The sequence below is a fragment of the Bacillus sp. AFS015802 genome, from assembly GCF_002561455.1.
Classification (GTDB): Bacteria; Bacillota; Bacilli; order Bacillales; family Bacillaceae_B; genus Rossellomorea.
The window spans coordinates 100,049-124,702 of sequence record NZ_NTUP01000008.1 but is presented as its reverse complement, the minus strand read 5'-3'; the positions used below and the strand labels follow the sequence as shown (position 1 = coordinate 124,702).

Annotated in this window: 26 protein-coding genes and 1 other annotated feature; all 26 genes read right to left on the bottom strand. The window is 43.0% G+C overall.

The genetic code is table 11. The annotated features are described in order from the left end of the window. Positions 1-59 precede the first annotated feature (59 nt). Positions 60-605 (bottom strand): bifunctional pyr operon transcriptional regulator/uracil phosphoribosyltransferase PyrR, encoded by a 546-nt coding sequence (pyrR, locus tag CN378_RS05715; protein ID WP_098350986.1) that lies wholly within the window; start codon positions 603-605, stop codon positions 60-62. A 194-nt stretch (positions 606-799) separates the two neighbouring features. After that, positions 800-1,711 carry an RluA family pseudouridine synthase gene (locus CN378_RS05710; protein ID WP_098350959.1) on the bottom strand — a complete coding sequence of 304 codons (912 nt, stop codon included), beginning with the start codon at positions 1,709-1,711 and terminating at the stop codon, positions 800-802. Then, positions 1,683-2,177 (bottom strand): signal peptidase II, encoded by a 495-nt coding sequence (gene lspA / locus CN378_RS05705; RefSeq protein WP_098350958.1) that lies wholly within the window; start codon positions 2,175-2,177, stop codon positions 1,683-1,685. Before lspA ends, CN378_RS05710 begins: the two co-directional genes overlap by 29 nt. Before the next feature lie 106 nt (positions 2,178-2,283). Further along, a complete protein-coding gene (locus CN378_RS05700; RefSeq protein ID WP_098350957.1) occupies positions 2,284-2,565 on the bottom strand; it encodes a hypothetical protein in 282 nt (93 codons plus the stop codon). Positions 2,566-2,706: 141 nt separating this feature from the next. Continuing rightward, positions 2,707-5,478, bottom strand: coding sequence for an isoleucine--tRNA ligase (ileS, locus tag CN378_RS05695; protein WP_098350956.1), 2,772 nt, complete (start codon positions 5,476-5,478; stop codon positions 2,707-2,709). Positions 5,479-5,585: 107 nt separating this feature from the next. After that, positions 5,586-5,822, bottom strand: a binding site (T-box leader). Positions 5,823-5,872: 50 nt separating this feature from the next. Further along, positions 5,873-6,388, bottom strand: a complete 516-nt coding sequence (locus CN378_RS05690; protein WP_098350955.1) for a DivIVA domain-containing protein — start codon at positions 6,386-6,388, stop codon at positions 5,873-5,875. Between the two features lie 89 nt (positions 6,389-6,477). Next, complete coding sequence (locus CN378_RS05685) at positions 6,478-7,248, bottom strand: YlmH family RNA-binding protein (protein WP_098350954.1); 771 nt, start codon at positions 7,246-7,248, stop codon at positions 6,478-6,480. A 92-nt stretch (positions 7,249-7,340) separates the two neighbouring features. Beyond that, a complete protein-coding gene (locus CN378_RS05680) occupies positions 7,341-7,604 on the bottom strand; it encodes a YggT family protein (protein WP_098350953.1) in 264 nt (87 codons plus the stop codon). Between the two features lie 8 nt (positions 7,605-7,612). Further along, positions 7,613-8,056, bottom strand: a complete 444-nt coding sequence (locus tag CN378_RS05675) for a cell division protein SepF (protein ID WP_060669857.1) — start codon at positions 8,054-8,056, stop codon at positions 7,613-7,615. A 16-nt stretch (positions 8,057-8,072) separates the two neighbouring features. Further along, positions 8,073-8,747 carry a YggS family pyridoxal phosphate-dependent enzyme gene (locus CN378_RS05670; protein WP_098350952.1) on the bottom strand — a complete coding sequence of 225 codons (675 nt, stop codon included), beginning with the start codon at positions 8,745-8,747 and terminating at the stop codon, positions 8,073-8,075. Position 8,748: 1 nt separating this feature from the next. Further along, positions 8,749-9,570: a peptidoglycan editing factor PgeF gene (gene pgeF, locus CN378_RS05665; RefSeq protein ID WP_098350951.1), complete on the bottom strand. Its 822-nt coding sequence runs from the start codon at positions 9,568-9,570 to the stop codon at positions 8,749-8,751. A gap of 51 nt (positions 9,571-9,621) precedes the next feature. After that, positions 9,622-9,909: a YlmC/YmxH family sporulation protein gene (locus CN378_RS05660; RefSeq protein WP_098350950.1), complete on the bottom strand. Its 288-nt coding sequence runs from the start codon at positions 9,907-9,909 to the stop codon at positions 9,622-9,624. A 344-nt stretch (positions 9,910-10,253) separates the two neighbouring features. Continuing rightward, complete coding sequence (sigG, locus tag CN378_RS05655; protein WP_098350949.1) at positions 10,254-11,030, bottom strand: RNA polymerase sporulation sigma factor SigG; 777 nt, start codon at positions 11,028-11,030, stop codon at positions 10,254-10,256. Positions 11,031-11,232: 202 nt separating this feature from the next. Then, complete coding sequence (gene sigE / locus CN378_RS05650) at positions 11,233-11,952, bottom strand: RNA polymerase sporulation sigma factor SigE (protein WP_079531515.1); 720 nt, start codon at positions 11,950-11,952, stop codon at positions 11,233-11,235. A gap of 53 nt (positions 11,953-12,005) precedes the next feature. Next, on the bottom strand, positions 12,006-12,932 hold the full coding sequence (gene spoIIGA / locus CN378_RS05645; RefSeq protein ID WP_098350948.1) for a sigma-E processing peptidase SpoIIGA: 927 nt from the start codon (positions 12,930-12,932) through the stop codon (positions 12,006-12,008). Between the two features lie 280 nt (positions 12,933-13,212). Beyond that, on the bottom strand, positions 13,213-14,376 hold the full coding sequence (gene ftsZ, locus CN378_RS05640; protein ID WP_061809828.1) for a cell division protein FtsZ: 1,164 nt from the start codon (positions 14,374-14,376) through the stop codon (positions 13,213-13,215). 41 nt (positions 14,377-14,417) lie between these two features. Next, positions 14,418-15,716: a cell division protein FtsA gene (gene ftsA / locus CN378_RS05635; protein WP_061809829.1), complete on the bottom strand. Its 1,299-nt coding sequence runs from the start codon at positions 15,714-15,716 to the stop codon at positions 14,418-14,420. Between the two features lie 115 nt (positions 15,717-15,831). Further along, positions 15,832-16,194, bottom strand: a complete 363-nt coding sequence (locus CN378_RS05630) for a small basic family protein (protein ID WP_034755840.1) — start codon at positions 16,192-16,194, stop codon at positions 15,832-15,834. 1 nt (position 16,195) lies between these two features. After that, on the bottom strand, positions 16,196-16,924 hold the full coding sequence (locus CN378_RS05625; RefSeq protein WP_098350947.1) for a DUF881 domain-containing protein: 729 nt from the start codon (positions 16,922-16,924) through the stop codon (positions 16,196-16,198). A gap of 73 nt (positions 16,925-16,997) precedes the next feature. Continuing rightward, positions 16,998-17,699 carry a DUF881 domain-containing protein gene (locus CN378_RS05620; RefSeq protein ID WP_257141026.1) on the bottom strand — a complete coding sequence of 234 codons (702 nt, stop codon included), beginning with the start codon at positions 17,697-17,699 and terminating at the stop codon, positions 16,998-17,000. Beyond that, entirely contained in the window at positions 17,683-18,468 is a 786-nt protein-coding gene (locus tag CN378_RS05615; RefSeq protein ID WP_098350945.1) for a cell division protein FtsQ/DivIB, read from the bottom strand. Before CN378_RS05615 ends, CN378_RS05620 begins: the two co-directional genes overlap by 17 nt. 647 nt (positions 18,469-19,115) lie before the next feature. Next, positions 19,116-20,216 carry a stage V sporulation protein E gene (spoVE, locus tag CN378_RS05610; protein WP_098350944.1) on the bottom strand — a complete coding sequence of 367 codons (1,101 nt, stop codon included), beginning with the start codon at positions 20,214-20,216 and terminating at the stop codon, positions 19,116-19,118. 113 nt (positions 20,217-20,329) lie between these two features. Next, entirely contained in the window at positions 20,330-21,679 is a 1,350-nt protein-coding gene (gene murD, locus CN378_RS05605; protein ID WP_098350943.1) for a UDP-N-acetylmuramoyl-L-alanine--D-glutamate ligase, read from the bottom strand. Next, on the bottom strand, positions 21,680-22,654 hold the full coding sequence (mraY, locus tag CN378_RS05600; RefSeq protein ID WP_098350985.1) for a phospho-N-acetylmuramoyl-pentapeptide-transferase: 975 nt from the start codon (positions 22,652-22,654) through the stop codon (positions 21,680-21,682). It abuts the gene before it with no gap. 2 nt (positions 22,655-22,656) lie between these two features. Then, positions 22,657-23,073, bottom strand: coding sequence for a hypothetical protein (locus tag CN378_RS05595; protein ID WP_098350942.1), 417 nt, complete (start codon positions 23,071-23,073; stop codon positions 22,657-22,659). Between the two features lie 2 nt (positions 23,074-23,075). Next, complete coding sequence (locus CN378_RS05590) at positions 23,076-24,536, bottom strand: UDP-N-acetylmuramoyl-L-alanyl-D-glutamate--2,6-diaminopimelate ligase (RefSeq protein WP_098350941.1); 1,461 nt, start codon at positions 24,534-24,536, stop codon at positions 23,076-23,078. Positions 24,537-24,654 lie beyond the last annotated feature (118 nt).

Sequence of the window (24,654 nt, the reverse complement as noted above, 5' to 3'; positions counted from 1 at the left end):
TGCTGCCTTCATTCCCATCCTTTGTCAGCCTCACTGGACCGCTCTTAAAAGGACTTCCGTTATTCTTTTTCGTGTATGGCGACTATATCTTCCTGATCGACCTCTGTTAAAGCGACCATGATTTTTTCAGAGCTGGATGTCGGAATATTCTTCCCGACGAAATCCGCCCGTATCGGCAATTCCCTATGCCCGCGGTCGACCAGTACAGCCAGTTGTATCTGACTTGGTCTACCGAGGTCCATCAAGGCATCCAGACCCGCCCGGACCGTTCTCCCGGTGAATAATACATCATCGACCAGGATGACTTTCTTGTTAGTAATATCAACCGGCAGGTCGGAACCTTTCACTTCAGGTTCGTGATCCTCTGTCTTCTTCGTCAGATCATCACGATAAAGGGTGATGTCTATTTCTCCAACGGGAATTTCTTCACCTTCAATCGCATGAATCCGCTCGGCTAATCGATTGGCGATATATATTCCCCTTGTTTTGATTCCAACAAGAACGCAATCTTCAATTCCTTTGTTTCGTTCGATGATTTCATGAGCGATCCGTGTGAGCGCCCTTCGAATGGCGGGTTGATCCAGTACCGTTGCTTTCTTTGTCATTTTCGCCACCTCGTTTTCGTTTAATTTCATAAAAAAATCCCTCTCACCGTAGAGATGAGAGGGCACACTTATCGTTATGATCTGATTGCACGCCAAAGAAATTTGGTCGTACACTGCTCCTTCTCAGCCTCACGGGACCGTATTAAAGGTTACTTATTCGATTAACTAAACTATAAAGGTCAGCTCGAAATTTGTCAACGGTTATTTTCAAGATACTTGATCAGTTTCGTGAATTCCTCAGGTAAATCCGCATGGAACTCCATGTATTCTTCCGTCCTTGGATGGACGAATCCCAGTACTCCAGCGTGAAGTGCCTGTCCTTCAATGCTCAACGTCTTACGGGGGCCATATTTCGGATCTCCCGCAAGCGGGAAGCCGATGTATTTCATATGCACGCGGATTTGATGCGTTCTGCCTGTCTCTAATTCACATTCAACCAAAGTGAAATCTTTATATCGGTCCAACACTCTGAAATGGGTGACCGCTTGTTTGCCATTATCCACGACAGCCATACTTTGGCGGTCTTTAGGATCCCGCCCTATAGGTGCATCGATCGTACCGTATTCGTGGGGAATATGGCCATGTACGATGGCTGTATATTTTCTTGTTACAGACTTCTCCACCAGCTGATTCACAAGATGTTCGTGAGCCATGTCATTTTTGGCCACCATCAGTAAGCCGGAAGTGTCCTTATCTATACGGTGGACGATCCCCGGTCTCAGGACACCATTAATGCCTGATAGATCCTTACAATGATGCATCAAGCCATTCACCATCGTACCTGAATAATGTCCAGGTGCAGGGTGGACGACCATCCCTTTCGGCTTATTCACAACGATGACATCCCCGTCCTCATAAGCGATCTCAAGATTAAGATCTTCCGGCTCCACATCCAATTCTTCCGGTTCCGGGATGGATACAGTGATGACTGCATTCAGGGGACATTTGAAGTTGGGTTTGACCGCTTCCTCGTTTACTTTGATATGACCATCTTTAATCCATTGTTGAACTTGGGAACGGGACCATTCCTTATTCAATTGACTTACGACCTTATCAATTCGTTCTCCCTGGTCTTCCTCAAGTATGTTGTGCTGAATTACTTCCATTTTTGTTCTCCTTCTTTGCTTTTCGTTCGTCTAAATACATATAAATCAGTAGCAGTACCACTCCAATGGTTAATGCTGCATCAGCAATATTAAAAATCGGGAAATCATAGGAAAAGATGTATGTATTTAAGAAATCGACCACTTCTTTTCTGAAGACACGGTCAATGAAGTTTCCAATTGCGCCACCCAGCATGAAAGCCAGACTCAAACTGAACAATGAATGCCCTTTAGCATGGACTTGCATATAATACACGATACCTACAATCACTACTAATGTAATAATGTAAAAAAACCACATTTGTCCTTGGAGTATTCCCCATGCTGCACCTTGATTCCGATGGGAAGTAAGATAAAAGACAGAATCAATGATCGATATACTTTCTCCCTCGGTCATTTTTCTCACAACCAGCCATTTTGTTAATTGATCCAGTCCAATCACAACCAAAGCCACTAAATAATAATACACAAAGGCAACCTCCGAACATCGTTAATTGATTACCTTTGCATTTTAGCATAAAAGGGAAAATAAAGACACTTAAACTGGGGAAGAACGACGGAAACACCAAAGAAATCTAGGAGTAAGAAGAGATTTTCCCAAATCTTCTCCATTCCAAAGCATCTTCGATCGTGGTACAGGTTGGATTCATCAGCATATAATCAAAAGGAATTTCTTCGCCGCTCCGTTCACAAAACCCGTATTGATTATCACGCACACGGCCGAGTGCCTGTTTCACCTCGGTAATTTCTTCGTCTATATACTGCTGAATGATAGGATGTTGAGATTGACTTGCTTCAAGCTCCTCCAATGACGTCATCAGCTCTTCTACAATGGATGTGTATCGGTCATATATCATCTTGATCCCTCCATTTATAGTATGGGGGAAATGACCTCGAATATTGTGTTGCAAGATATAGCAATTATGGAATTAGAATTAGGGGTGCAGAAGACATGAAATGAGGGTGACCAGTTTTGGGTCACCCTTATTTCATTCATTTTATGCCAAGTGAGAATAACTTTCCTTCACGACTGTTGCACAACGTGTGCAAAGGGTTGGATGATCCTTATCCTCACCTACGGTTGTCGTGACGACCCAACAGCGGTCACATGTTTCACCCTCGGCTTTTTCAACGACGATGTTGTTTTCACCCAGGCTTAACGCATGCTCAGGTGCCTCGTTTACCGCTCCACCGACTTCAAAAGCAGACACGATGAACAACTGTTTCAAGTCTTCTTTGATGGAATCGAGCAACGCCTTCGTTTCATCATTCACGTAAAGGGTCACTTTGGCCGTCAATGATTTACCGATCACCTTCTGGTTACGCGCTTCCTCAAGAGCCTTTAATACATCATCTCTTAATTCTAAGAATGTGTTCCATTTCTTCTTTAACTCATCTGCGTTTGCAAGTTGTTGTACTTCAGGCATATCGGTCAGTTGAACACTTTCTCCCTCTGCACCCGGAATATATGCCCAAACCTCATCGGCTGTATGAGAAAGGATCGGCGACATCAGTTTCGTCAGGGCCACCAGGCACTCGTATAATACAGTCTGAATCGCGCGTCGCTCAGCATGATCTTCTGACTCGATATATAGAACATCCTTCGCAAAATCCAGGTAGAATGAACTTAAATCCAGTGTACAGAAGTTGTTGACTGCATGATAAATGCTTGCAAATTCATACTTATCGTATGAATTTTTCACATTTTTCACAAGGTCATTCAGCTTCACAAGCATAAATTGATCCACTTCTCTTAATTCGTCGAAAGATACACTATTGGTTTTGGGATCAAAGTCAGACAGATTCCCTAATAAGAAGCGGTACGTGTTACGGATTTTGCGGTACACTTCTGCTACCTGCTTCAAGATCGGATCTGAGACACGAACGTCTGACTGATAATCGACTGACGCTACCCAAAGGCGCAGGATGTCTGCCCCAAGCTGCTTCATTACTTTTTCAGGAACAACGACATTCCCTAATGATTTACTCATTTTTCTTCCGTCACCGTCAAGGGCGAATCCATGACTTAATACCCCTTTGTATGGAGCTTTCCCCGTTACGGCCACACCTGTCGTCAATGAGGAGTTGAACCAGCCGCGATATTGGTCAGATCCCTCTAAATATAGATCTGCCTGACGCTTAAGGTCATCTCTCTCTTCAAGTACTGCCTGATGGGAAGACCCTGAATCGAACCAGACATCCATGATATCCTGTTCTTTCGTGAATTTCCCATTTGGACTTCCTTCATGAGTGAATCCTTCAGGCAGCAGTTCCTTGGCTTCTTTTTCGAACCAGATATTCGATCCGTGTTCACGGAAGAGCTTGGATACATGCTCAATCGTTTCATCTGTGATGATTTCCTGACCATTTTCAGCATAAAATACCGGAATCGGCACTCCCCATGCGCGCTGACGGGAAATACACCAATCCCCGCGGTCTCTGACCATATTGTAAAGACGGGTTTCTCCCCAAGCAGGAATCCATTTTGTATCCTTTACTGCTTGAAGTAATTCTTCACGGAATTTATCAATGGAAGCGAACCACTGAGCCGTCGCCCTGAAAATGACCGGTTTCTTCGTACGCCAATCATGTGGATAGGAGTGAGTGATAAAGTTTAATTTCAGTAGTGCTCCTGCTTCCTGAAGTTTCTCCGTAATCGGTTTATTGGCCTTATCGTAGAATAAACCTTCAAATCCGGGAGCCTCTGATGTCATGACCCCTTTGTCGTCGACGGGACATAAAACATCCAAACCATATTTCTTTCCAACCAGGAAGTCATCCTCACCGTGCCCTGGTGCAGTATGGACACACCCGGTACCTGAATCAGTCGTAACATGCTCCCCAAGGACAACAAGTGAGTCACGATCGTACAGTGGATGTTTAGCAACGATACGCTCAAGCTCCGCACCTTTCACCTTGTTGGATACAGAATAGTCTTCCCACTCAAGATTCTCCGCTACATCTTCCAGTAAATCTTCTGCTACCACATAGCTGTTTTCCTTCACGTTTACAACGACATAGCTCAAATCTGCGTGTACGGCAATTCCAAGATTGGCAGGAATCGTCCATGGTGTCGTCGTCCAGATGACTAATTGAGTGCCTTCTTCAAGGACACCCTTCCCATCTGTAACGGCAAAACCAACATAGATGGAAGGAGAGCGCTTATCCTGATATTCGATCTCAGCTTCCGCAAGGGCGGATTCACTTGATGGAGACCAATAAACCGGCTTCTTCCCTTTATAGATATATCCCTTGTTCGCCATATCGCCGAATACTTTGATTTGCTGTGCTTCATATTCAGGCTTTAACGTGATATACGGGTTTTCCCAATCGCCACGCACCCCTAATTGCTTAAACTGAGTACGCTGGTTGTCAACTTGCTCATATGCGTACTCCTCGCATAATTTACGGAACTCCGCGATCGTCATTTCTTTACGCTTCACGCCTTTGTTCGTCAATGCCTGCTCGATCGGTAAACCATGAGTGTCCCAACCAGGAACATAAGGTGCATGAAAACCGCTCATGGATTTGTAGCGGACGATAAAATCTTTAAGTATTTTATTCAGTGCGTGACCCATATGGATGTTCCCGTTAGCATATGGAGGTCCATCATGAAGAACAAATAAAGGACGATCACTTGTTCTTTCCTGCACCTTTTGATAAATGTTCATTTCTTCCCATTTTTTCTGTGTATCCGGTTCGCGCTTCGGTAAATTCCCTCTCATCGGAAATTCTGTTTTTGGCATTAATAATGTATCTTTATACTCCATGAAATCTTCCTCCTAAACGTTTCTCTTCATTGCCATCTTTTCTAAATCCCGCAATTCTTAATCAGGGGATCCTGATGGAAACAGAAAAAAAGCTTCCTCATCCCTGTAAAAGGGACGAGAAAGCTTTTCCCGCGGTACCACCCTCATAAAGACCGAAACCGATCTTCACTCGATTTGATTCGTAACGTGAACAAGACGCTATCCATTACTATTCAAAGTGAATTTCATGGATAGGGCTCGAGGGTGATCTTCCGTACCTTTGTTCCTTATCGGGCTTACACCTGCCCCGACTCGCTAGAAAGGAATTATCACAAGAAACGTACTGTCCCTGTCTTAGCCTTCTTTATGGCAATGTAGATTGTTTTTCAATTATATGAAAGGAATGCGCTTTTCGTCAAGACAATGTCTCTTCTTCTTTTAAAGTTTTTAGGTCCGTTGCATCCAGATCGAATTCCATTAACTGATCCCAGTCATTTGTGTCGAGTAAATCAAGCTGAGCTTCGATCAGCATTTTGAATCGGGTCCTGAACACTTTTGATTGCTTCTTGAGCTCTTCAATTTCGATGGCAATTTTACGAGCCTTTGACAATGATTCGTTGACGATGCGGTCAGCATTCTTCTCAGCCTCTTTGATAATCAGCTTTGATTCTTTCATTGCATTTCTCTTGACTTCTTCCCCTGCTTCTTGAGCAATGACGATTGATTTGTTCAACGTTTCCTCAATGTTTGTAAAATGACCCAAACGTTCATTCAAGGAGTTTAAACGTTCTTCCGTTTCTTTCTTCTCACGGATCAGAATTTCGTAATCTTTAATAATCTGATCTAAAAATTCATTAACCTCATCCTCATCATAACCACGAAAGCCACGACTAAATTCTTTATTATGTATGTCTAATGGCGTTAAAGGCATGGGAGCCACCTCCAGTACTTGGTGAATTACATATTTATTATAACTAAAATTTCGACAGTATGTGGGAGAATTCCTTTAATTTTCTTAAATTATTTCAGTATTCCCACAGATATTCGCCATTTATCCCGTTTTGTCCTTCCTTCGATGGACAATAACTTACTTCTACCATAACCTCTCGCGGAAAGTACATCTGAGGCTTCCACTTCGAAAGAGGGATTTTCAACCGCTTTCCAATTCACTTTTACATGACCGCTTTTAATCAATGTCTGAGCCTTTTGACGGGAATCATTGTAGATGGCTGCGAGTACGACGTCCAGCCTCAGGGAGCTGACGGTTGCCGTCTTCTCCTGCCATTCTTCTTGACTTTCCATTTTTTCATGCAGCGGAATTTCCTTTAGGGAAATCTTGGCCTTCCCGATTTGGGTCAGTTCCATTTTGACATAATCTGAAATTTCATCTGCAAGCATAAGCTGAATGATATCATTCCCCGTCAGGATATCCCCGAACTTTTCCCTTTTCAACCCCAATGACATCAGGGTCCCTAATACCTGTCTGTGTTCTATTGTAACAAACTTCGATGGATACTGTATTTCAAAAAGACTTATTCCAAAATCTTCTTCCTCCGGCTGAAAATAAGGTGGGTACAGTAAAGCCCGTTTCCTCTCCGTGTTTTCCGGATAAAAGGAAAGATTGATTTCATCGTTATTTCCGATGATGGACCCGACAATATGCTGCTGCCTCGGGTCCAAAAAGTCGGTTCGTTTTGCCGCGTATTGGTTTTCCACTGTCTGCTTCCACTCAAGTACCGCATCCACAAACTCTTTCTCATCCGGCCTGAAATGCTGATAAATCGAAGACATGTATTCACCCCCTATGTGATTTACCCAAAATAAAAGAACTGAAAACGGTTTGACCGGTTTCAGTCCTTTATAGGTCATAGCCTTAGTGTCATTTAAATAAGCCATTTAAATAATTGGTATAAACCCGATTGAGCCAGATTTAACACAATGAATGCCACAATCGGTGATATATCAATCATTCCGATTGATGGAACAAAACGTCTGAAGGGTTCTAAATAAGGTTCACAGATCCTAGCCAGGAACTGTCCAATCGACGTCTCCCTTGCACTTGGAAACCAGGACATCAAGATATAAATGATTAACGCCCAGGAGTATATTTGAATTAGGTTAGACAGGATTTGATACAACAATACCATAATTTACATTACCACCTCGAATCTGATAGGTCTTCCTCTTTTAAAAATTCAGAGATATTCCCGCTTACTTCCACATTATCAGGTGTGCATAGGAAAATATTATCGCCTACCCTCTGAATGTCACCACCGATTGCATATACAGTCCCGCTGAGAAAGTCGACAATCCTCTTAGCCTGGTCATGCTGGATCCGCTGCAGGTTTACAAGGACTGATCGCCGATTCTTTAAATGATCCGCAATCTCCTGTGCCTCGGCATATACTCTTGGCTCGACAAGGATCATTTTAGAAGATTTTTGAACACTTTGAAGGCTCACAACATTTTGTTTCGAATTGGAAAGCTGCGACTTCATGGGCTTCTTCTCCTCGTATTCTTCTTCATACTTTTCTTCTTCATATTCATATTCATCTTCATCCAGCAAAAAGAACGTTTTAAACTTTGACTTAATACCCATTTGTATTCATCCCCTCTCAGTCATTTCCAACTAATGCCGTTCCAATACGAATAAATGTAGCGCCTTCTTCAATCGCAATCATATAATCATTGCTCATCCCCATGGATAATTCTGTACAAGGGGCATAAGGAAGATTAAGGGAAGCAATTTCTTCCTGAATGGTTTTCAGCTGCCTGAAACAAGACCTTAAGAATGGTTCATCTTCCGTATGTGGAGCCATTGTCATTAACCCCACGACTTTAATATTGAAAAATTCTTTCAAGTTGCCGATAAATTCCTTTACTTCTTCAGGAGAAATACCATGTTTGGACCCTTCTCCCGACACATTCACTTGAACGAAACAAGACACAGGTTTATCTGCCCTTTTATGAATTTCATTCGCCAATGACAGACGATCCAGGGAGTGTATGTATGATACTTTATCAATGATGTTTTTGACCTTCCTTGATTGCAGGGAGCCGATGAAATGCCACTGGGGCTTGTCCTGTAAAACCTCCCACTTGGAGATCAATCCTTCATCCCGGTTTTCCCCCAAGTGGAAAAGGCCAGCTTCAACTGCCTCTTCCGCACGTTCAATGGTCACGTATTTCGTGACCGCAACCATAGTCACGTCTTCTGCCGTGCGTCCGCTTCGTTCACAGGCACGGTGAATATTTTCGTTGATGATTTTAACGTTTTCCGATACCTTCATCTTATTTCTCCTTCCAGCCAATAAAACTCATGATTCTTCCCGTTTTTCCACCATCTCTTCTATAAGAGAAAAAATTCTCGTGACAGGACGAACAAAAACTGGAAGTATGGATTTGATCAGAATGTAAACCGCTCTGAAGCAGGAGTTGTTTATTTAACACCTTCAGATCGAGATTGTACTGCCCCTCTTCCTTTAAATTATAGGGTAAGTTGTTTTCATCTTCTAGTGTTTTTTTCACTTTATCAATTACATAGTCGTCCACTACATAGCAATCTTTGCATATAGATGGCCCGATCACCACTTCAAGTGAAGAAAGGGAAGACCCTTTCCCGATGAATGCACCGACCATTTTCGGTCCTATTTCAAGAACCGTCCCCTTCCATCCAGCATGAGCCAATCCGATTGTTCCAGACGCTCTGTCCAGGAAATAAAGGGGGACACAATCTGCGTAACACATCGTTAACAGTATATTTCTTTCCGCTGTCATGAATCCGTCCGTGTCTTTAATGCTGCTATGATAGCTGTCTGCCCCTTTACCGGCGTCTTCTGAACCAGGAATGTAAATATTATTCCCATGTGTTTGTTCAGCCCCTACCCAGCATTCGAGAGGCATATCAAGATCCGCTGCAAGGGACTGTCGGTTATGGATGACCGACGTGTCCTTGTCTCCTACGTGAAGACCCATATTGAAAGAATCAAATGGACCGGCGCTTATTCCGCCACACTTTGTTGTGATGCCCGCGATTAGATTGGGATTTTCTTTCGTCCATTTATCAATGGAGTAATAAGATTCTGTCTCTACTACAAAAGGCTCTTTCGACACGTTGAATCTCCTTCGTTTTTTATTAAGTGTACCATAGACGCTGAAGATTCGTCATGTATCGGGGGATTGTTTCGGTTCCTGAAGCTGTCCTTGAATGTAATGGCTGTCTTTATATCTTACAAGAATCACATCTTCCCCTATCTTTACGATACTGCTCCAAGGGATGACGATATCTTCGTCTTTGCCAAAAAAGCCTAAGATCTTCCCTCCGCTCCCTATCACGATTGCCTCGATTCTTCCGGTGTCCAGGTTGATTTCAATATCACCAATATTCCCTAATTTCCGTCCATCCGAAATACTCACAACATCCTTCACCTGGAATTCAGATATCCGTACCATATTCTTCACCCTCTTTTCATGTTGTTCCTATTGAGTTGATTATATAGTGAATTTGCATAGCTGCCTTCACCTTTTTCGAGTAGTTATTATAAGTGTATGCAGCAAAAAGAAAGGCAGACCTTCCCGAAGGAGATCTGCCTTTCTTTTGTGCTTGTCGGGGCTGAACGAGCCGCCTCCGCTTTTCGTTTTGTCCAGCTCCAGGGCTTAGAGGCTCGAGGTCATAAGTCCAGGGCTTAGAGGCTCGAGGTCATAAGACAAACCATCCAAAAAGGCAAAGAACGCCTTTCCGGATGGTTCGTCTTATGCTTGTCGCCTCTGGGCAAAGCCCTTCCGCTTTTCGTTATTCACTGAATATTTTTGTTCATTTGTTTGATTGCTGCTTTTTCGAGTCTGGAAACTTGTGCTTGGGAGATTCCGATTTCGTCTGCGACTTCCATTTGGGTTTTTCCTTGAAAGAAGCGTTTGCTGATAATGAGTTTTTCACGATCGTTTAACCGTCTCATTCCTTCTTGAAGGGCAATTTCTTCAATCCAATGGAAATCGCGGTTCTTTTCGTCGCTTAGTTGATCCATCACAAAGATGGGGTCTCCACCATCATTATAAATGGGTTCAAACAAGGAAACGGGATCCTGGATGGCATCGAGTGCAAATACGATTTCCTCGTGGGATACATCAAGAACTTTGGCAATTTCTTCTGCAGTCGGTTCCTTCGATGTTTCCCCCATTAATTTCTCTCTTACTTGTAGAGCCTTGTACGCAATATCTCGTAGTGAACGGGACACTCTTATCGGGTTATTGTCTCTTAAATATCGACGGATCTCCCCGATGATCATCGGAACCGCGTATGTAGAGAATCGAACGTTTTGACCTAAATCAAAATTATCGATGGATTTCATTAATCCGATACACCCTACCTGAAATAAATCATCAACATACTCACCACGGTTATTAAAGCGTTGAATTACACTTAAGACGAGGCGCAAATTTCCATTGACCAGTTTTTCTCTCGCGGTGATGTCACCCGCTTGCATTTCCTTGAATAGGATTCTCATTTCATCATTTTTGAGAACTGGCAATTTGGACGTATCCACACCACAAATCTCGACTTTATTACGTGTCATTCTTTCCCCTCCTTGTAGGAGCTGCTGTACAAAATTCAGTATTTCCTTGAAGAGGAAAAATATGCATTTCGTTCTGACAAGCAGTGACGGGAACGTTCCAAACCCCTTATGTAATCTGGATAAATGAGGCGTAAATTTTTTTTGGTTTTAACTCATAACAAAAAGCTGACCTTTTCAATTGAAAAAGTCAGCTTTTAGATTTTTAAACCATTTTATTGAATTCCTTCTTCAAGCGTTTAATAATCCTTTTTTCCAATCGGGAAATGTAAGACTGCGAAATCCCAAGCATATCGGCTACGTCTTTCTGGGTTTTTTCCTCCTCCCCCATTAAGCCGAAACGGAGCTCCATAATTTGTTTCTCACGATCTGTGAGCTGATGCAGGGCATTAAAGAGTAATTTTTTATCGACTGTTGCTTCCAAATCTTTCGTAATGATATCCTCATCCGTACCAAGAACATCTGATAACAGCAATTCATTCCCATCCCAATCGATATTAAGGGGTTCGTCGAACGAAACTTCTGACCGGATTTTGTTGTTTCTCCTTAAGTACATGAGTATCTCATTTTCAATACATCTTGAGGCATAGGTCGCCAACTTGATCTTTTTCTCAGGATTGAAGGTATTGACCGCTTTGATAAGCCCGATTGTACCGATACTGATCAGATCTTCTATATTGATCCCTGTATTTTCAAACTTCCGGGCAATATATACAACCAATCTTAAATTGCGTTCAATCAATAATGAGCGTGCCGCCTTGTCACCCTTAGGCAATTTATTGAGGAGCACTTCTTCCTCTTCCTTCGTAAGTGGAGGAGGAAGTGCTTCACTACCACCTATGTAGTATATTTCATCTGTCTTCAGCCCAAGCTTGATTAACAGTTTGTACCAATAGTATAAAAATTTGAATTTGAATTTTTTCATTGTTGCTCCCCCTTCTATTTCTTTAAATTGTGAGTATAGTAGTAATAATTGATTTACGAAACGTTCAGGACCGGTTTTCGTGACGCCATTTTCGGATGGACGATCGCTTGGAAATGCCCATCGGCTGCAAGAGGTTCTTCCCTGAAGGCAATTAATCCATTGGGTATTGCCCATTCCGATTCATGGTCCTTCAAAATTAATGAATCAGGCTTGATGGCTGCAAGAAGCTGACTATTCCTCCCTACCGATTGTGCAGGGACGATACGCATCCTGTCAGACCAGCGGGTGTCTATATGCTTCTCACCTGAAAAAATTTCATCAACATCATGGCAAAGTGCCTTCATCTCTTCAGGGATTTCCCCCTCTATTTCTGCTATGGATAGAATCATGACCGGACTTTTCGAAATGGGATCTTGAAGTTGATTCCCACTGTCCACAAGACCGCTTACGGTACAGTGAAAATCTTCAATCTGTATGATGACTTCCAGAAGCTGATCGTATTGAAGCTTCACATGCTCAATGCTATCCACCCTTCCTTTTGAGAAGTACCAGGCAAACGGCAGGGCAAGCATGACAAATACCCAGCTTATCGGGTCGCCAAATCCCCGTATGCTTGCCAGCAGCATGGATGATTCCCTGCTTGGATCGAAGCTTATAAAATAATGAGTCCCAATTAAAATTCCGCCCGTAAAGAAAGTGACGAAATAAAACATAAGAAGATTTGATACATAATAGCGTAATCTTCTATAGCCAAAGGCTGTATATACCATAACAATGGAAAATGATAGCTTGAAAAAGGGGTTTCCTGCAAAATGTGCATACGGTGAAAAAGCAAGGAGGATAATGATAGAACCTATCAAACTCCCGATACCGATTCTCCAGAGGGTGTATTGTCTCTTTAAGATGATCCCTGTTAACCATAATAAGAAAAAGTCTACTAACAGATTTAACAACCAGATGACATCTAAATATAAAGTCACACTCTACCCTCCTTTTTTCATCTCACCCAGTTCCACTCCATTCCACTCAGGTATGACTTATCAGAAGTATATCGTACATACCTTTTAAAGGTTGTCATTTTTTGTATGCTTCAACGGAAAACTTTTCGGAGATATGAACGAAAATTGTCAGTAAATATAGATGCAATATCTTCTTATAACGGATGGTTTTCGTATGGGATTTTTAGTGTAGGTTGGTGCATGAAAAAAAGATCCCCCATGGGCATTTTTGCCCTGGGGGATCCTTGCTGTTGTTTGACTATTAACGGCGACGGTTTCTGTTGCGAAGGAAGGTTGGAATATCCAGCGTTTCTTCCGCACCTTGATTGGAAGAGGTGCGCACAGGCTCTTGCTGTTGAGGCTGCTCTTCCCGTTTAGGCTGTTCCCGTTTGACCGATTGGCTTGGGTTTGGACTTTGATTTGGTTTCATTCCACCAAATGTAGGTCGGGTTTGCTTTGGAGGTTGAATGACCTCTTCGTTAAACCCGGTTGCAATAACGGTCACGACGATGTCATCCTTTAAATCTTCATTGATGACGGAACCGAAGATCATGTTCACTTCTTGATCCGATGCAGAAGCTACAATATCAGCAGCCTCCTGAACTTCATAAAGGCTTAATGACGTTCCACCTGTGATGTTCATAAGCACACCTTGCGCTCCATCGATGGATGTCTCGAGCAGCGGACTTGAAACTGCCTTTTTCGCAGCTTCAGTGGCGCGGTTCTCACCGGATGCTGCACCGATACCCATTAACGCTGAACCTTTGTTTGACATGATCGTCTTCACATCTGCAAAGTCGAGGTTGATCAAACCAGGTGTAGCGATAAGATCCGAAATACCTTGCACACCTTGACGTAAAACATTATCCGCTTCACGGAAAGCTTCAAGCATAGGCGTGCTCTTGTCCACGATCTCAAGAAGACGATCGTTAGGAATAACGATGAGGGTATCCACTCCTTCTTTCATTGCAGCGATACCACCGCTTGCCTGATTTGAACGCTTTCTGCCTTCAAATGTAAATGGTCTTGTCACGACACCGACTGTCAATGCCCCGATTTCACGGGCGATTTGAGCGATGACCGGGGCTGCACCAGTACCGGTTCCCCCACCCATTCCAGCAGTTACAAAGACCATGTCTGCTCCTCTAAGTGCCTCTTCAATCTGTTCTTTACTCTCTTCGGCGGCTTTTTTACCTACTTCAGGATTCGCACCTGCTCCTAATCCCCTGGTTAATTTGCCACCGATTTGCATCTTTATTTCAGCTTTTGATAGATTCAAAGCCTGTGCATCCGTGTTGACAGCGATAAATTCAACACCCTGTACGCCGTGCTCGATCATGCGGTTTACGGCGTTGTTTCCTCCGCCACCGACACCAATAACTTTTATTGTCGCTAATGAATCTAAATTTGTATCAAACTCCAACATGACAAATCCTCCTAACTCGTCGAATCTATGGATTCCTTTATTTATTCAAAGAAGTATCCAAAGAACTTTTTCACTTTTGACATGGCCTTTTCATCTTCATGTTCTTCTTCTTTTACCTTTGCAGGCTTTGGCTTTTTATTTACAGGTTTTGATTGACGCTTCTCAGCGGCCTCAACAGGCACTGGTTCAGCACTTACAGACCTTCCTTGCAATCTAGCATTCTTTTGAGCGTATTTAATCAATCCGACTGCTGTCGTATACTGAGGTTCCCGTACACCAATATAATCGGGAATTGCCACACGTACACGATTTTGGAAAACGATTTGTGCTAATTCTAACACACCTGGAAGATTTGCTACACCACCAGTCAGAACATATCCACCTGGCAGGTCCCTGATTCCCAATCGTTTCAGCTCGTGGCTGATGAGGTCCAGGATCTCTTCAAGCCTTGCTTCTATGATATCAGAAATTTCTAATTGATTAAATTGCTGATGTTGATCACTGCCAATAATTGGCACGCTGAACACTTCATCTTCTGACGCGTGGTCATAGAAAGCATGTCCATATTTTGTTTTGATTTTTTCTGCATCGTCTGTCGATGTCCGTAATCCAATCGATAAATCCTTTGTAATATGTTCCCCACCGACAGGAAGCACCGTCGTGGCCTTTAAATGACCTTGCTCAAACACAGCTATGGTTGTAGAGCCGCCGCCAATATCGATTAATGCCGCTCCAAGGTTCTTTTCGTCCTTTGATAGAGCCACCGTACCTGCAGCCAGTGGCTGAAGCACGATATCTACTATTTCAAGACCGGCTTTTTCTACACATCGGAGAGTGTTATGTAAAATCGTCTTAGATCCCGTAATGATCGTGCCTTCCATTTCCAGCCGAACACCGATCATACCCCTTGGATCAGTAATCTCATCCAATCCATCAACGATGAACTGCCTTGGGATTACATTGATGATTTCCCTTTCAGGGGGAATAGAGACAACCTGTGCTGCATCCATCACTCTTAGAACATCTTCGTCGCCAATTTCCCTATTGTCACTCGATACTGCCACCACTCCATGGCAGGATTGAAGTGATACATGGTTTCCTGTAATTCCTACGATGACCTGGCTTATGGATAAACCGACCATCCTTTCAGCTTGTTCAACTGCCTTCTTGATTGTATGAACAGTTTCGTCTATATCTACGATGGAACCTTTTCTGATTCCCTCTGAGTTCACATTTCCTACACCGATTATGTTTAAGGAATCATTTGTCATTTCACCAATGATTACTTTCACTGTGGATGTACCGATGTCTAGGCTAACGTAAATTTCATTGCTGTTCACTCTATGGCACCTCCTTAAAGAATGTTTATTTGGAACAACAATCCTAGAAAAACATGATTCTAAGTATATCTTAATATGATATTCGTCGTAACAAAAACGATTCCCTTTTAAAATTCTAATTTTTTTCTCTTTTTTCTTGATTATTTGACCAATTGCTAATCATTATTCGTCTTATCACTGCAATGTTCTGGAATAATCTCACTCCAAAAGCAAAAACAGCCGCCAAATATAAGTCTACACCAAGATGTACGCCTAGAAAAGCTAAACTTGCTGCTAGTAAAATATTAAAAAAGAATCCAGAAACAAAGACTTTGTCATCATAGATATTTTGGAGGTGGGCACGAATACCGCCAAATAATGTATCCAACGCTGCGAGGACCGCAATCGATAAATAATTTGAATACTCTTCTGGAATTCTAATATCTGTCAGAAGCCCCAGGACGACCCCTACTAGCAACCCTAAGACGGGAAGCCACATATTATTCGTTCCCTCCTCTTTCCTTAACCGGTTCCATAAAACGGATCCGGATTGTATCTTTATACTCTGGGACGGTGAGCTTTTCTAAGGGCTTTGAAATGGTGACCCTGAGGTTATCGATGAAGAAATCTTCCACTGACCTGGAAACCTGCATGCGGTTATACAAGTCCCTGGCTGCTTTAACATCTTTGGTCAGCACCCTGACTTCAAACGGGACCTTCTTAATTGAATTGCCGTCCACCTTCGTTTCCCCGTTAATATCCCTGATGACTGAAGTATTGATTAATCGATGACCATCGATCGCAATATCCTCTGCATCATATTGGTTCAGTTCATTGACAAGTCTTTCCAAAAGTTCCGGAGAAACATTTTGAACCTTTTCCCCGAGCAGGATTTCTTCCATTGCAGGCTCTATTGTCAGAATGAGACCGGGACCGGTTTTCTCTGTGAGGCCCATTTCCGTCTTCAATTCCTCCAAGGTTTGCTTTAATGCCTGTTCGGGACTCGATTGCTGTTCCGTCTTATACTGTTCAAGCTTTGCTTCTACAGAACGCGTTTCGGATAATAAATTGGAATTGACTTCCTTTTCTTTCAATAACGCTTCCCTCAGTTCCCAAATATCTCTGGTATCCCGGACAACTGGCTCTTTGACAGTCTGGAACTGGATGGCAATCATAAACCCGATTATGACCGTAATGACGGTAAAGCTGATTTTAAGTTTGTTGTCCATTTATTGCACCTTACTTTCAAAACTGACCCTTACCCTGAAAACCGCCCGCATCATTCACATATAGCGAAGGTTTTTATGATTCACCGATCGTGGGTTCCAGGATGACCGAATTCTCTTTTTTCATTTCAAAAATGATATTCTCATTGACAAGCTGATCTTTCACCCCGCCTGTGATATTCATGGCGGACGATAATACGTCAGGGTCTCCGATTGCCGTAATTTCGAACGGAGCAGGATATTCGATGCCATCTATCTGGATGACCGGACCGTTACAAAGTATGTAAGAATCATGCTTAAGCCTCTGACCGTTGATGGCAACAACTGAAGCCCCCGCTATATATAATTCATTAATCACCTTAAAGACATGGTGTTCATGGACAATATAATTATTTGCGTTTTCTTCCTCCGGGTCGTATTTCGCATCGGATAAAGTTACCGTTACCCCCGGTCCCTTCACTTTCGTCTTGCCTAAATACATACGGTACTTCTCGGCATCCTCTGCCAGGTTAAAATAAATTTGTTTCTCTTTGGAGAATTCCTTCTCCATATTGCCGACCTTCTCCTGTTTCTCATAAAGCTTTTCCTGAAGATCATTATTCTTCTGCTGATACTCAAGGATTTGATCTCTTAATGCTTCTTCCTGTTTCCATTGACCATTTGTCCGATTCCCAAGCTCTCGTTGTTCTGTGTTTGCCAGACTGAATGAAAAAGCAAGGATGAAACCCAAAACCAGACACACAAGAGAGAGGATCACATGCTTACCTCTCACCCTCATCCTCTTCATTGCTTTGTTCACCTTCCGTTTCGTATGCTCTGAAATAAGAACCAACCTCTAAGTCAATGACCCCTTTTACTGAAGGGTCCAATTGGCTGACGATTGATGGATAATGCACCATCTTTTCTGAGAAGCTTCGGATGGTTGCGCTCACTTCGAACCCATCATTCATAAATAGAGTCAAGTGATATTGATCCGTTTTCTTAGGAACAAGGTTGATCTCGGATATGAGATGTTGAACTTCTTTCGGAAGCTCACCTAATTCCTTCACCATTTTGGCCAGGACCTTATCTTCTTCAAATCCCCTTAATAAAGGTGCATCGACGGGAATCGCCCCGATCCCCTTGTCCAACACCTTTCCGTTTTCCAATATAACAAAAAATTTATTCCCCTTAGAGAGGTACGCTTTTTTATCATATTCCTGAATGGTTATCTCGTAGGAGTTCGGAAAGGACAATTTCACACTCGCATCCTTCACTTCAGGCAGCTTCTTTAATTGTTCCACAGTTGTCTCTCTGTTTACACTCCACACATTCATACCAGCGTCAATTCCACTTTTTTGAAGAACCGTCTTATTTGAAATAAGTTCATTCCCGTGCACCGACACTGTATTCACATGACTCAGAGGCGATTGAAAGTATACAACCGACAAAATCATGAGAAAGAATAAAGAAAGTAAAAACAGAAGCCTCCGATTTGCCTTCTTTTTCCTGTGTTGTTTTAATTTAGGAATACGATCTTCAAGGGAAACAACATTTTCTTTTTTCATTTCGTTCTCCTCAACTTCACTTTGGATTCATTATGCCATGAAGGAGTTGTACTCCTCACGTCTTATAATGAAAGTACTCTTTACATTGGGATACCTTCTATTCTATACGAAGGAATAACATGTTAAAAGAGGAACAGAACGTTATTTTCTGCCATATACCATTTTTTGAAAATAAAATAAAAAAAATGAGTGATGCAGGGTGACTGCAGGGACTACGCAGCCTGTTCCTGGAGAAGGATAAGATTCCCTAAGATGGATTGTTCATACCACTTTTTGCATATGTACTTTCATTCACTTTCCAAAAGAAAGGCCATCCTATGTATTTCACTCTTGAACCCTATTTTAAACAACAATTTAAACATTATGAATGCATGTCATTGAATTGTAAAAGTTTTGGTTAACAAAAGTAACAAACTCTCCTTTATTTTGAAAAGGTATGATTATAATGCATTACGTATATGTAATTTATTGTAACATCGAAAATACAAATATCCTATCGTTATTTCTTTAAAAAGATGGAAATTCTTCCTCATTCTAAAAAAAGAGCCTGACGAGAAAAAAGGGAAAGCTGCGGCATGTGATGATCGTTTACCACCACTCGCTTCTTCCCGCTGTTTTTTCTGACGTCAACCTCTTTAAATGTATTTTTAATTCCTTGAATAGCGACTGATATTCAACAAGACTCCCACAGCCATCAGCATGAGGGTCAAGGATGATCCCCCGTAGCTGAGGAACGGCAGTGTGATGCCCGTCACCGGCATTAAGCCCGTTACCACACCCACATTGATCATTACCTGGATGGCAATCATGGAAACGATCCCTACAGCGAGGAAGCTTCCAAATAAATCTGGTGCACCTAGAGCGATCCTGATACCCCTCCACAAGATAAGTGAAAACAGGATCAATACCAGTGTCCCCCCGATAAACCCTAGTTCTTCTGCTAATATAGCAAATATAAAATCGTTTTGTGGCTCCGGCAGGTAAAAGAACTTCTGTCTGCTCTGTCCGAGGCCCAGTCCGAATAAGCCTCCCGGTCCAATTGCATATAAGGACTGAATAATCTGGAATCCGCTGTTTAACGGGTCCTGCCAGGGATCGAGAAAGGACGTTATCCGTTTAATCCTGTATGGAGCAGAAATGACGAGTCCGACAAAACCCAACACCCCGATCATCCCAAGCCCTACGAAATGTTTGATCCTTGCTCCTGAGATGAAAATCATCACGACGGATGTCCCGACCATAACGGTACCCGTCCCGAGGTCCGGCTGAAGCATGATCATCCCGAATGCTGTAAACACGAGCAGAAGGGCCGGCAGTACTCCTTTTCTAAACGAAGTAATATACTTCTGGTTTTCAGATAAGTATTTTGAAAGAAAGGCAATCATGGCAAGTTTCATGAACTCTGAGGGCTGAATCGAAAAGGCCCCCACTCCTATCCAGCTCCTCGAGCCATTCCGGAGCACGCCGATCCCGGGAATGAGGACGAGTACAAGGAGGACGAAACATATGATGATAATGACCTTTGACCAGTTCCTCCACGTCCAGTACTCCACATTCATGATGAAGAACATGGCGAATAATCCTACACCGGCAAAGAGCACCTGCCTCTTTGCAAAGAAAAAGGAATCATCAAACTTGTAATCTGCCCATACGGCGCTCGCACTGTATACCATGACCAGTCCGATCGCTAGTAAAGTGAGTGTAACCACAATGAGTATAAAATCGGGAGTCGATTTTTTTAAAGGCAATCCTAAACACCTCGAATAGACTAAATTAGAGCCGTTCGAGCACAGGTAACTACTTATACAGGATTGAATGACAGGTTGTGAAAGTATGGATGCTCTATATGGACAAGCCCTTATTAAAGCTTATGCACGGCCTCGATAAAAATGTCACCACGTTGTTCAAAAGTTCGATATTGATCCCAGCTTGCACATGCCGGGGACAATAGCACGACATCCCCTTTTTGGGCGTGCTCAAAAGCAACCGGAACTGCCTTTTCAACATTATCGACAGGAATGATGGTTTGTATCCCCGCTTTCTCCCCTGTTTTCACAAACTTCTCTGACGTTTCCCCGAAGGTGATCAACGTCTTGACATTGGCCATATATGGAATCAAATCATCAAATTCATTTCCCCGATCCAGGCCTCCTGCAAGCAATATGGTGGGAGATTCGAATGCTTTCAGGGCACTTTTCGTAGCCAGGCTGTTGGTTGCCTTGGAGTCATTATAAAACTTGATTCCATCCACTTCCCTTACGAATTGAGTGCGGTGTTTCACTCCTCCGAACGTATTCAATACTCTCCCGATGCTGTCGTTGGATACGCCATAAATTTTACAAGCTGCAATGGCACAGAGGATATTTTCAAGGTTATGGGCACCCGGCAACACGATCGAGTCCAGTTCAACGATCCGTTCGTCCTTGAAATAAATCGCGCGATCTTTGATATAGGCGCCGCCCTCTACTTCTTTTTGGGTAGAAAACCGAATCACCCGGGCTTTCGTAAAGCTGACCGCTTCTTTCACATGCTCCTGGTCCCCATTAATGATCAAGTAGTCGTTTTCCGTTTGGTTTTTCGTAATGTTGGACTTTGCTTTCCAATATTCTGTCCGATCTCCGTGGTAATCAAGATGGGCATCATACAAATTGGTGATAATGGCAATGTGTGGAGCGAAGTCCTCGATTCCCATCAGCTGGAAAGATGAAAGTTCCACTACCATTTTCTCGTCTTCTTTCGCATCCTGTGCGACTTCAGACGCAACCGTTCCGATGTTCCCTGCAATCAAAGGCTTCTGATTATCCTCTTTCAACATTTCATATAGAAGTGTCGTGGTGGTAGTCTTTCCATTTGTTCCCGTAATGCCGATCATTTCCGCTTCGGAAATTAAATAGGCGAGCTCGACCTCTGTTAATACGGGGATATTCTTTTCCATCGCCTTTTGAATCAATGGGTTGTGATAAGGGATCCCCGGATTCTTGACAACATATTGAAACCCTTCATCCAGCAGCTCGATGGGATGACTTCCGCATATGACCTTGATCCCTTCCTGAAGGAGACCCTGAGCTTCAGGGTTTTCTGACAGGGGCTTTTGATCATTCACCGTTACAAATGCTTCTAACTTATGTAGGAGAGAGGCAGCACTTACCCCACTTTTCGCCAAACCCAGTACCAGTACTTTTTTATGTTTGAATTTCGTCAACTTTTTCACTTATAACCACACCTCAATATAGATTCCTAATACGGCAAAAAGCAATCCGACAGTCCAAAAGGTGACCACGACTCGCCACTCCGACCATCCGACCAACTCATAATGGTGATGCAACGGGCTCATTTTGAAGATTCGTTTTCCAGTTGTTTTAAAGCTTGCCACCTGTAGGATGACGGAAAGAGTCTCGATGACGAAAACCCCTCCAATAAGGATCAGAATGATTTCAAGCTTGGTTAAAATGGCAATCGTGGCGATCGCTCCTCCGAGGGCAAGAGAGCCTGTATCCCCCATGAATACTTTGGCTGGATGGGCGTTAAATACAAGGAAGCCAAGTACCGCCCCTACTACCGCCACGCCGAAGATGGCAACATCATATTGCGATTGGTTCCATGCAAGCACGGCAAGGGCACCGAATGCAATCGCACTTGTTCCGGATACCAATCCGTCCAGGCCATCCGTCAAATTGACGGCGTTTGAAAATCCCACTAGCCAAAAGATGATAAATAAGCAATAAAACCAGCCTAATTCAAATGAAATATCCGTCATCGGGATCGACACCGAAGTCGGGAAGTCATTCTGCTTGAAGATAAGATAAAAAATAACCGATATGACAATCTGTCCCAGCAGCTTCTGCTTTGAGGTGAGTCCTAAATTCCTTTTCATCACAACTTTAATAAAGTCGTCGAGGAATCCCAAAAGGCCGAAGCCGACGGTCACCAGGATCATTAAATACGTTTCAGGACCTGGCTCGGAATACTTTCCGGTCATAACAAATGTCGTAATGACAATGGAAACTAAAAACACAATCCCACCCATCGTAGGTGTACCGGTCTTTTTTTGATGTGACTCGGGGCCTTCATCCCGGATGCTTTGTCCAAACTTCAATCTCCGGAGGAAAGGGATGAATACGGGGGCAAGCAATACGGTTATGAGAAAAGCCATTATGATCGTAAAGAGAATCACTTGTTCCATCATCATTATTCCCCTCCTTTTTCACTGACCGTATCCTGTTCATGAGCGGATCCGTTCATTGTTTGATGCTTTTCAGATTCATTGCTAAAAATAAACTTCGTCATAATTTCCCACTTTTCTTGATTGTAATTTTGTTTGTAATTCTCCTGTAAGTCCAAATAGGCCTGGTAAACATCTTCGACCATAAATAATGGAAAGTGATTTGGAACAAATGAGGGTATTGGACGACCCTTCGGCCATAGGGAGGCAATCGCTCCTATTTCAATGCTCCTGAAAAGATTTACTTCATCACCAAAAGGGACATATAGTCCCTTCTCCATTCCCATCCTAGTTGAATTTGAAACTACTAAAAAGGTAAAACCCGGCAGGTGTATTCCTCTTGTTTCGGGAAACAATTCCTTCACATCATCATAAGAGAGCATTCTTACATCCCCTTTATGAAGTGCCGTGCCACTTCCCGGTCATCAAAATCGTATACATTGTTCCCTATGATCTGGTAGGTTTCATGACCCTTCCCGGCAATCAGGACCACATCTTCCGGTTTTGCAAGGTTCAATGCTTCCTTGATCGCCTCTTTACGATCAACGATTAGTTGATATTCTTTACCGAACACTCCCGATTCCATATCCTTCAAGATACCCATGGGATCCTCGGTCCTTGGATTATCAGAGGTGAAAATGGCATAATCACCATAATCACAGGCAATCTCCGCCATGATCGGCCTCTTGATCCTGTCCCTGTCCCCTCCACAACCGACCACTACAATCACCTTGCCTTTTGTGATCGTCCGGATCGTTTCCAGTACATTTTTTAATCCATCTGGAGTATGGGCATAATCAACGATGACCGAAAATGGCTGACCCTCAGAAACCGTCTCAAAACGCCCCCTGACACCTTTGGCGTTTTCCAGGCTCCTGATGCTTTCATCGATCGGGATGCCTGCAGCAAAGGACGCTGCGATGGCAGCCAGGGCGTTGTATACATTAAATTTCCCAGCATACTTTAAAACCATCTCCCGTTCCCCAAATGGGGACACAAGGGTGAAGACGGACTCTGTTGCCCTAAGGACCATTTCTTTGGCATGGAAGTCAGCTGAAGGTGACAGACCATATGTAATGACATGGGCGGCTGTGGATTTGATAAAATAATCAGCTGCTTCATCATCTTTATTGATGATGGCGTATTTAGGGGATTTCTTAAAATAAGTATTCCCTAATTGAGAAAACAATAAGCCTTTAGCGTTACGATAGTCGTCCATGGACTTGTGATAATCGAGGTGATCCTGTGTAAGGTTCGTAAACACCGCGATATCATAATCGCAGCCGTGCACACGTCCCTGATCCAATGCATGGGAGGAAACTTCCATGATGGCGGAACGCACCCCTTTATCGCAAAATCGTTTAAATGTCTGTTGCAGGGTTAAACTGTCAGGGGTCGTATTATGGCTGACTTGCAACTCTTCCCCCACTTTTATATGCAGCGTTCCGATTAATCCTGTCTTCATTCCACTTTGAGTAAAAACATGATCAATGAGGTGGGTTGTGGTGGTCTTCCCGTTGGTCCCCGTGACACCGACCAGGAGAAGCTGATGGGAAGGCTGTTTATAGAAATAGTCTGCAAGAATCGCCATCGCTTTCTTTGAATCGGGAACAATGATGACAGGAACATTCGCATCGAGTTCCCTCTCTGCAAGGATGGCTGCTGCACCATTCTTCTCTGCCACTCCGGCAAGAGAGTGACTATCGACCTCTAAACCGTTAATACAGATAAATAAATCACCATGCTTCACTTTCTTATGGTGGTTCGCGATGTCTGAAATATCTGGATCCCCTTCACCCTGTACTGAGAAAAACGGTAGTACTTCCAGCAAAGTGTACAATCTCATCTTTTCAACTCCTCACAGGTAGAAAGCAACCTTTTTATATTTTACAAAAAAAAACGTATGAAAGCTATCAACCTTTTAACTTAGTTCGATATCTTTATCGCCATCTGAAAGCCGATAC